This window comes from Microbacterium sp. BF1 (genome assembly GCF_019279095.1).
In the GTDB taxonomy this organism is placed as follows: Bacteria; Actinomycetota; Actinomycetes; order Actinomycetales; family Microbacteriaceae; genus Microbacterium; species Microbacterium maritypicum.
Map to the genome: position 1 here is coordinate 1 of NZ_JAGYWT010000063.1, position 8,572 is coordinate 8,572.

Below are 8,572 nucleotides of genomic sequence, written 5' to 3' on the forward strand. Positions count from 1 at the left end.
CTCGCGTACGACAGGCCGGTCTGCTCCTCGACCGGGAGCGCGTCCATGTCGGCCCGAACCCACACGACCGGACCCTCGCCGTTTCGCAGCACGCCGACGACGCCGGTGACTCCAACGCCCTCTTCGACCTCGAGGCCCAGGTCGCGCAGATGCTGGGCGGCGATGCCGGCGGTGCGCGTCTCCTGGAACGAGAGCTCGGGGTGCTGGTGCAGGTCGATGTAGAGCGCTTCGAGATCGATCGTCATGGCCCGAGCCTAGCCCTGCGAGCGGCTCGTGCCGAGGGTGCGCGATCGACGGATCAGGCGGGGTGCACGTAGGTCGGCAGTTGCGGCCCCGGGCGCAGCACGGCGTTCACGATCGCCTGGATCGCGAACTCGCTCGTCTCCCCGAGCTCGACGGTCCCGGGGTGCAGGAGCCACTGCAGCTGCAGGCCGTCCATCACCGCGAGGATCGCGGCGGAGGCTGCGGCGATGGTGTCCGGATCGCGCACGCCCTCCTGGGCGCACAGCTCGTGGAATGCGGCGGTGACTTCTCGACGCAGGGTCGTGTACCGCTCCTCGAAGTAGTCCCTGGCGGGGTGGTCGTCGGTCACGGACTCGGCGGAGAGCACCGTGTACGCCTGCACGATGCCGGGCCGTTTCTCGTTCGCGAATGCCGTGCGCACCAGGTGCAGGAACAGCTCGGGTCCGCCGGGGATGTGCTTCTCGGCGAGCTCCGCGACGTCGGCCTGATCGCGGTAGGCGAGCACCTCGAGCAACAGCTTCTGCTTCGAGCCGAAGTGGTGGAGGACGCCCGCATGCGTGATGCCGACCTGCTCAGCCACATCGGCCAGGGTGCCGTTGGTGGACCCCTTGTTGCCGAAGATCTCCACGGCCGCCTTGAGGATCTGCTCGCGCTTCGCGAGGGTCGCCGGGCGCACGCGCACGGTCTGGTCGCTGTCTGACACCGCGGCCTCCTCTCCATCGTCGGATTGTGCTTGCGATCAAACTTACTACTCGGTAACCTCACGGAAGCTTACTTTCTCGACAGTAAGCAAATCACGACAGTCGGCGGACTCCCCGTCCTCCGGCGACGCCGCACAAAGACCCGTGCCCCTAGGAGAAGCAATGAAGCTCAGAAAGTCTCTGATCGCCGTGACCGCGATCACCGCCCTCGGCGTATCGGCCCTCGCCGGTTGCTCGACAGGCGGTGGATCCGACGAGGGTGCCGGCTCCGCATCCCTCACCATCGCCAAGCCAGACGGCGCGATCACCACCGAGTCGGGGGTCAGTCCTGCAGGCGCTGGGGGCCGGCGCCCTGCGTGCCCAGGGCGTCGTCGGGGTTGAGCAGGCCGCACGCCTTCATCGACAGGCAGCCGCAGCCGATGCATCCGGTGAGTTCGCGTTCGAGTCGTTCGATGCCCTCACGGCGCTTCTCGAGTTCGCGCTTCCAGCGCCTCGAGGCCCGCTGCCAGTCGGCGTGGCTCGGAGTCTCGGTCAGGGGCACGTCGGCGAAAGCCGTCTGCACGTCGGACAGCGGGATGCCCAGGCGCTTGGCGACCGTGATGAGCGAGACGCGGCGCAGCATGTGCCGGGCGTAGCGGCGCTGGTTCCCGGGAGTGCGGGTCGAGGCGATGAGACCGAGCGACTCGTAGAAGTGCAGAGCGGAAGCGGCGACTCCGGTGCGCCTGGTCATCTCACCGATCGTCAGCGGCGCGTCGGGTGCGTGCGGACTCATCCCGGTGCCTTCCTCGATTTGACCTCAAGTATACTTGAGGTTTTACGGTTGTCAGGTGGCCCTGATACGGGCCGAACGACCGAACGAGGACAGCGTGACCCGAACGAAGACTCCGCGATGACCTATGTGATCGCTCTGCCGTGCGTCGATGTGAAGGACAAGGCCTGCATCGACGAGTGTCCCGTCGACTGCATCTACGAGGGCGAGCGGTCGCTCTACATCCACCCGGATGAGTGCGTGGACTGCGGTGCCTGCGAGCCGGTCTGCCCCGTCGAGGCCATCTACTACGAAGACGATCTGCCCGACGAGTGGCAAGCTCCGACTCCGGGCACGCCCGCGCAGGAACGCGCCAAGGATGCGCAGTACCTGCAGGACAGAAAGCAGCTCGAACAGCGCCGCACAACGAGTCCCGAGATCCGCCGGCCTCGAACGCCAACGCGAAGCATAGAGCGATAGTCCGAAACCCACTGCCCCTGAGGTTGTGAGTTGCGGAGCCTAGAGGATGTTGATCGTGACCGTGGCTTCTGCCAGAGTCCGACACGACCGCTACGAGGCGCAGAAAGCCCGTGTGCGGTTCGTGCCCACAGAAAGACCGGAGGATGATCAGTGAGTCATATAGGTGTGTTCAGCGCAGCCGCTCCCGAGGCAGCTCCCGAGGCGGGGGCCGTTTTCGCGTTCGTGATCATTCTTCTAACCGTTGCCGCGTCGTTCTTCATCGTCGTTATCCACGTGTGTGTCGCCGCCGTGCTGAGGCCGCCCCGTCCTCTCGCAGAGACTTCGGTTCTCGGCCGACACATCGTCGGACTCGCCAAGATCGTGCTGGGATTCCTTGGATTCTTCGGGGGGCTGCTGCTGACAACGATCATCGCCATGGGGAACGATCACTGGGGGTCTTCTGCCGGGCTATTTGACCTCATGGATCAGCTCTGGGGTATGTTCCTTGTGCTCATCGCTTTCGTTGCCTACGGCTACTGGTTGTGGATCGCGTTGGACCTGATCCGGCTCGGTGAAGCACGGCGTCTCTCTGCCGTCGAGTGGTGGTACAGGACGTGGCTGCATCGTCGTGTCGGCGTGCGCTGGGTGGAACGCGCGGCGCGTGCAACAGCCCAGGCCGTCGTCGGCGGCCCCTGGTGGGCGCTCCTGTTGACGTTCTACGCGGCTCCGCTGATTCTCATCGTCGCAGTGATGGAACTCGTGCGGATGCTGACCAGGACGTTCCTTCCCTGATCTGTCGGAACCCCACACGAACCCGGTTGCACCGCGGCGAGCTCGCAGCTGCCGGCGTGTGGAGTCGCGACAACGATCCGCTGAGTCTGGCCCCTGCAAGCTCGGGATTCCGCACCAAGTGCTCTGGACTAAGCCGTAGCTCGTAGAGGCGGAAGCGATTGCCTGGACGCGGCGAGCCTGAGCGAGCTCAGCAGCGCAGCAAGTTCTTTATCGTTCGGTTCGAGAACGGTAACCAGCCGAAGGAACGTGTCGAGCATCACTCCGTTGGAGCCTCGGCTCAATCCGGCTCGCTCAAGTCGCCCATACGTCGGGACGGCGATTCCTGCGCAAAGCGCCAAGGTTTCTTGGGATATCCGGGTCTTCCCAGATGACGGTGTAGGTCGGCCGGGCGCGTCGGTCCGCAGATAGACGTCGAGGTCTCCCGACGATGGAGGTTCCTACGCCATCCATCGGAAAGACCTCGACGTGCCCGACGCTACCCCGCCGGCCGGCTTCGGCCGCCCTGACCTAACCGGCTTCGCTCGACTCGACGGCCTCGGTCTGAGCGTGATCGGGCAACGACTTGAACCGGATCGTGCGGTCCTCGCGTGCCGCGTGGTGGAACCAGATCAGTGGTGCCGACGGTGCGGCAGCGAAGGCGCCGCTCGTGACACCGTGATCCGGCGGTTGGCCCACGAGCCGCTGGGCTGGCGACCGACCGTGCTGGAAGTTGTAGTGCGCCGCTACCGCTGTGCAGACTGCGGACACGTGTGGCGCCAAGACACCAGCGCCGCGGCGGAGCCACGCGCGAAGCTCTCGCGAACCGGGCTGCGGTGGGCGCTGGAAGGGATCGTGGTCGCACACCTCACCGTCGCCCGTGTCGCCGAGGGACTCGGGGTCGCGTGGGACACCGCCAACAACGCGGTCCTGGCCGAAGGCAAGCGGCTGCTGATCAACGACCCCACGCGGTTCGAGGGCGTGAAGGTGATTGGCGTCGATGAGCACGTCTGGCGCCACACCAGGCGTGGCGACAAGTACGTCACCGTGATCATCGACCTCACCCCGGTCCGCGATGGCGCCGGCCCAGCAAGGCTGCTGGACATGGTCGAGGGCCGGTCGAAGGCGGCGTTCAAGACCTGGCTCGCCGACCGCGACGACGCCTTCCGTGACGCGGTCGAAGTGGTCGCGATGGACGGCTTCACCGGGTTCAAGACCGCCGCTGCGGAGGAGATCCCGGACGCGGTCACGGTGATGGATCCCTTCCACGTCGTGCGCCTGGCCGGTGACGCCCTCGACAGGTGCCGGCGCCGGGTCCAACTCGCGATCCACGGGCACCGTGGGTTCAGGGACGATCCGCTCTACAAGTCGCGGCGCACGCTGCACACCGGCTCGGACCTGCTCACCGACAAGCAGAGCGACAGGCTACGCGCGCTGTTCGTTGATGACGCTCACGTCGAGGTCGAGGCGACCTGGGGTGTCTACCAGCGGATGATCGCCGCCTATCGCCACGGGGACCGGCAACGTGGCCGCGAGCTCATGGAGAAGCTGATCACCGACCTCAGCGCCGGCGTCCCCAAGGTGCTCACCGAGCTCACCACCCTGGGCCGGACCCTGAAGAAGCGAGCCGCCGACGTGCTCGCCTACTTCGAACGACCCGGCACCAGCAACGGGCCGACCGAGGCACTCAACGGACGGCTCGAACACCTGCGCGGCTCCGCACTCGGGTTCCGCAACCTGACCAACTACATCGCCCGAAGCCTGCTCGAGACCGGCGGCTTCAGACCCCAACTCCTACACCCCCGATTGGGATGAGCCGGATATCCCGCGAGCGGTGCGGGTGCTGTACAGCCAGGTCGACACGATCTCTACTGGCGTCAGAGTCGGAACTCCCATGTATTACTCCCTGACCTTCCTCGCCAACCCCCCGGTTGGCTGGTGAACCGAAAGTACAGTAAACGCCCGCAAAAAAATAGATAATCTATACGCTTGACTTAATGTTGTGGATGTGATTCACGACCCCCGAAACGCCTTCGCGCGCGATGAAAATAGTCGTTCTGCCGCGGCTCTGCAAGGCTCTCGATGATCTTTAATCTCTCCCTGCCACCGCCCATGCTTGGTGGCGACCTGGCTCGGGTCGCTCACGGAGAGGCGAAGCATGATCAAACAGAAGCCGCTGTCGGTAGAAGCTCGAGACAACGTGCGGAGGACACGGAAAAGTCGACGGCGTCGCGGAATTATCAGTGCGATCGGCGCACTAACGATGTTGGGAAGCGTCCTGTTCGGCGGCGCATCCGCCAATGCGGCTCTTTCGTCCAGCATGTGCGACTTCGCCGTCTTCGTAGGCGTGCGCGGAACTGGCGCCCCTGCGGGTTCGAACCTGGTGCATAACGGCCGGGTCTGGACGAACGGTGGTCTCGGCGATCAGGTGGCCCCGATCCGCAGCGCGTTGATCAACGTGCCGGACATGCCCTTTTACTTCCTCAGCCTCGCCTACCCGGCGACTGCAGCTCTTAGCCCCAGCATCGAGGATGGCAGGCTCAAGCTCATCGCGGAGTTGAACTACATCAATCAGACGTGTCCGTACGCGCCGATCATCCTGGCGGGTCACTCACAGGGTGCCCAGGTGATTAGCAAGGTGCTCACAGGGGCCGCTACGTCCCCTCTTGGTGCGCCGTTCAACCTGACCCCGGCCGCGAAGGCGAACATCCGTGCCGTCGTGCTGTACGGCGATCCGTTCTACGAATCAGGAAAATTGACGAACTACCCGAACAGGCCGAAGAACGGTCTGCTCAGCACAATTCCTTACACCCAAAAGAACTCGTTGGCGACCTACAACTACTTGGGTTGGCCGGCTGGTAGTAACAGCCAGCAGACCGTCTACAAGGTCCGGGAGTTCTGCAACATAGGCGACTTCTTCTGCCAATCGAACCCGGGCGACAGCAGCTACGCTATCCACAACTCGTACGCGCAATACGCGAACTCGGTCGCCGGCTGGATCACCTACGAGTTGACGGACCCAATCTAGGCCCTAGGAGCATGATGAACGACCAGCGCAACGCACAATCGCAGCTCGGTGACAACCTGGCGTGGGTGAGTCTCTTCGTCGCGACCGTGTCTGCGTTGGTCGTTCTGGCCCGGACCCTTGAGATCGCCGGCTGCTCCGACCAATGCGATTACCTGACGTTGGAGACCGTGACCCGCGGATTCTGGATGTCCGCCTTGATCATCTTCATCGTCACCACAGGCGCGTACTTCTTCACAAGATCTCGACTCCGTTTGGCCTGGCTCCTCCCGGCGGCCGGCATCACGATCACGCTGATTGCCCTACTCGTTACGAATCTCGTGATGAACGGCGCGCTGAACGTCGGGTAGTCACGGATTCTGACACCTGCAAGCTCTATGTGCCCGTGGCGATCGCCACGGGCACATGTGCGTGTTCCGCAGCGGCCGCGATCGCTGACACGTAGGTGTCAAAACGGCGGCCGCGGGGAGTCGGTGCAGAAGACGAAAAGACATAACAACTATTATCGGTTAATCATCATTAACTGATTTCTCGGCGCGGCGCTTGGCTTCGTTCTTTGCGTGGCGCTCCCAGTACCTTTCGCTGAGCTGCAGCTCATCATTGATCTCGAGCTGCCTCGCACTTCGGCGGAGAAAGTTGCGGTACTGCGTGTTGGTGATGAGGTACGAGTAGGCACGCGCGCTCCAGACCATCGAGGCTGCAGTGAAAAATGCCAGCACGTCCGTTGGGAACGACTGATTGGGCGTCGGCCGAAACGCGGGGATCCCCGCGTCCGGGCTATCGGGAGCGAAGTCGAGGTCGGCCACCCGTGGGCTCGCGTGGCTGAGGCCCGAGAGTACGCGGTAGTAGATGTAGGCGTCTTTGCCGGCTGGCTTCAGGTCCAGGCAGATCTCACCGAATCGGTGGGCATCGTCGTAGGAACCACCGAATGGAGTGGGGTCCGTGTCGGTGATCTCGGGAGCGCCGTCTCGAAAGACACGCGTGGTGGCCTCCATTGCGTCCTTCTGAAGAGATGAACGCGACCGCGAGTATGAGTGCAGAAACGCGCGGATCCCGTGGTCGTCAGTGCTTTGGACCAACCAGGCAGCGGTGAGTGAGCATTCAAAAACGAGCCTGACTAGCGGGACTGCGGCAGATATGTGCCCGTGCTCGAGGAGCAGCATGATTGCCGGCGATGTGTCGTGAACATGCCGCGAAAGGCCGATAATTGCGGTGATTCGTGCGGCGTCTGCTCCTGTGAAGCGTTGCCCCCGACGTGACTTCGGCTGACGAAAAGCCCGAACCTCAGAGACAGCATCCCACTCGCTCTGAAGCTCAGCGATGAGTGAGCGCGTCTGTTCCTCGCTCATGGCCATCCGCCCAACCTAGCGTGGCACGGAGGCCTCGGAACCTCTGCGCCTTGCACGTGCAGCGTGGGTAGGCTCATCGTTGAAGCTCGACCGACTTCTCCTGCTCAATGTGATCGAGTGCTGTCTCCACCAGCGGATCCATGAGAAGCGTATCGATCTCGCTCCAGCGGCGCATCCAACCCTCGAGGTCGGCGTCGAGGTAGCCGATGAATGAGCGCGCATCTTCCAAGACCAGGTGGGGCGCACGACGCAGCTGTACCCCTGGAGTGCCGAGACCAGGTTGCGGAAACCCGAAGACGATCGGCTCACAGTGATTGATCCGATTCCTCGCCCAGTTCAGGCTCATCGCGGAACGATGGAGTGACTTCCGGTCGATGCCGGGGAACGCATCTTGGAGAGCCGGCGCCCAGATGTTCCTATCGAATCTCGCCTTGGTCCCATCTTCCTTGCGGTCACCTTTGCCAAGTAGCGACACCCACTTGCCCAGCATCAACTGCGCGACAACTTTCCCGGGTGGCGCCTTCTCCCCCACCTTCTCCAGCGCCTCATCAATCTTCTCGGTGAGATCCACGTCGAAGAGCTCACGTTGGCTGAGATACCAATGGTCATCGAATGAGCTGCTCAGAGCACGGTGAACCCGCTCGCGCAACGCAACCTCCACCATCCTGACTGTCGCATGCAGGTGCGATGCGATCTGGGAGTCCAGGAGATAGAGTGCGATCGCGCCGCGGTCGCCGGCTACCGCAGCCCGGAATCGCCGGAGTCGTTGAGGTGCGAGACTGTCGATGAGCGCGCGTTGCTCTACCAGCGTGGGTTGAGGGATCACACGCAGAACGCTACACTGGAGTCATATTCCCCCGGCCTTGAGCTGAGTATGGGTTTCGGAAGCCGCCGTAGTTCTTAGTACACGGCGGCTTCACCCGTTTCATGGCCTATCCAACTGTCGAGCTGCCGACCACAGCCTTATACAAAGAACTAGGACCCCGCGATGCGAGGTCCTAGGCGTGCAGCGTTCCGATAGCCGACCCGCCGCTGTCTCGCTCGTATTGTAAGAGGAGGCGGGGCTAGTTGTGATGTCCAGGGAGGTTGTTGAGTCTGCTGATGGGTGGGGCTCCGACGGCGGAGTGGTGCCTGTGGTGATTGTAGAAGTGCATCCAGGCGGGTAGTGCTGCTCGCCGTTCGGTCTCTGATTCGTAGAAGCGTGCGTAGGCCCATCCGTCGGCGAGGGTGCGGTGGAATCGCTCGATCTTCCCGTTCGTTTGCGGGCGGTAAGGTCGGG

The 8,572-nt window shown here is 63.4% G+C and carries 10 protein-coding genes and 1 pseudogene; 5 read left to right on the forward strand and 6 right to left on the reverse strand.

Annotated elements, in window-relative coordinates; genetic code table 11:
* The 3 genes and pseudogenes from KZA10_RS03875 to soxR all read right to left on the reverse strand — a co-directional run.
* Nucleotides 1–245, reverse strand: a pseudogene (locus KZA10_RS03875) (amidohydrolase); the annotation flags it as partial.
* Between the two features lie 53 nt (nt 246–298).
* Nucleotides 299–946 (reverse strand): TetR/AcrR family transcriptional regulator, encoded by a 648-nt coding sequence (locus KZA10_RS03880; protein ID WP_055869311.1) that lies wholly within the window; start codon nt 944–946, stop codon nt 299–301.
* Between the two features lie 320 nt (nt 947–1,266).
* Complete coding sequence (gene soxR / locus KZA10_RS03885) at nt 1,267–1,716, reverse strand: redox-sensitive transcriptional activator SoxR (RefSeq protein ID WP_218682218.1); 450 nt, start codon at nt 1,714–1,716, stop codon at nt 1,267–1,269.
* Nucleotides 1,717–1,833: 117 nt separating this feature from the next.
* On the opposite strand from soxR, the gene fdxA reads away from it, so the two are divergent.
* From fdxA to KZA10_RS03910, 5 genes are all read left to right on the forward strand, one after another.
* The gene (fdxA, locus tag KZA10_RS17700; RefSeq protein WP_256934369.1) at nt 1,834–2,172 is read left to right on the forward strand and encodes a ferredoxin; all 339 of its coding nucleotides are present in this window, start codon (nt 1,834–1,836) and stop codon (nt 2,170–2,172) included.
* Nucleotides 2,173–2,322: 150 nt separating this feature from the next.
* Nucleotides 2,323–2,943, forward strand: a complete 621-nt coding sequence (locus KZA10_RS03895; RefSeq protein WP_141387689.1) for a hypothetical protein — start codon at nt 2,323–2,325, stop codon at nt 2,941–2,943.
* A gap of 465 nt (nt 2,944–3,408) precedes the next feature.
* A complete protein-coding gene (locus KZA10_RS03900; protein WP_218682219.1) occupies nt 3,409–4,734 on the forward strand; it encodes an ISL3-like element ISPfr2 family transposase in 1,326 nt (441 codons plus the stop codon).
* A gap of 343 nt (nt 4,735–5,077) precedes the next feature.
* Nucleotides 5,078–5,947 carry a cutinase family protein gene (locus KZA10_RS03905; RefSeq protein WP_218682220.1) on the forward strand — a complete coding sequence of 290 codons (870 nt, stop codon included), beginning with the start codon at nt 5,078–5,080 and terminating at the stop codon, nt 5,945–5,947.
* A 14-nt stretch (nt 5,948–5,961) separates the two neighbouring features.
* Nucleotides 5,962–6,294: a hypothetical protein gene (locus KZA10_RS03910; protein WP_141388160.1), complete on the forward strand. Its 333-nt coding sequence runs from the start codon at nt 5,962–5,964 to the stop codon at nt 6,292–6,294.
* A gap of 159 nt (nt 6,295–6,453) precedes the next feature.
* Here the strand turns inward: KZA10_RS03910 and KZA10_RS03915 are convergent, their stop codons facing one another.
* From KZA10_RS03915 to KZA10_RS03925, 3 genes are all read right to left on the reverse strand, one after another.
* Entirely contained in the window at nt 6,454–7,299 is an 846-nt protein-coding gene (locus tag KZA10_RS03915; protein WP_218682221.1) for a DUF5677 domain-containing protein, read from the reverse strand.
* 67 nt (nt 7,300–7,366) lie between these two features.
* A complete protein-coding gene (locus KZA10_RS03920) occupies nt 7,367–8,119 on the reverse strand; it encodes an Abi family protein (protein ID WP_218682222.1) in 753 nt (250 codons plus the stop codon).
* A gap of 238 nt (nt 8,120–8,357) precedes the next feature.
* The coding region (locus tag KZA10_RS03925) for an integrase core domain-containing protein (protein ID WP_218682223.1) at nt 8,358–8,572 on the reverse strand (215 nt) is incomplete at its 5' end.

Coding starts and splice junctions, on each gene's coding strand:
- soxR (WP_218682218.1), bottom strand. CDS start 1,716: ATGAGTCCGCACGCACCCGACGCGCCGCTGACGATCGGTGAGATGACC.
- fdxA (WP_256934369.1), top strand. CDS start 1,834: ATGACCTATGTGATCGCTCTGCCGTGCGTCGATGTGAAGGACAAGGCC.
- KZA10_RS03905 (WP_218682220.1), top strand. CDS start 5,078: ATGATCAAACAGAAGCCGCTGTCGGTAGAAGCTCGAGACAACGTGCGG.
- KZA10_RS03910 (WP_141388160.1), top strand. CDS start 5,962: ATGAACGACCAGCGCAACGCACAATCGCAGCTCGGTGACAACCTGGCG.
- KZA10_RS03915 (WP_218682221.1), bottom strand. CDS start 7,299: ATGGCCATGAGCGAGGAACAGACGCGCTCACTCATCGCTGAGCTTCAG.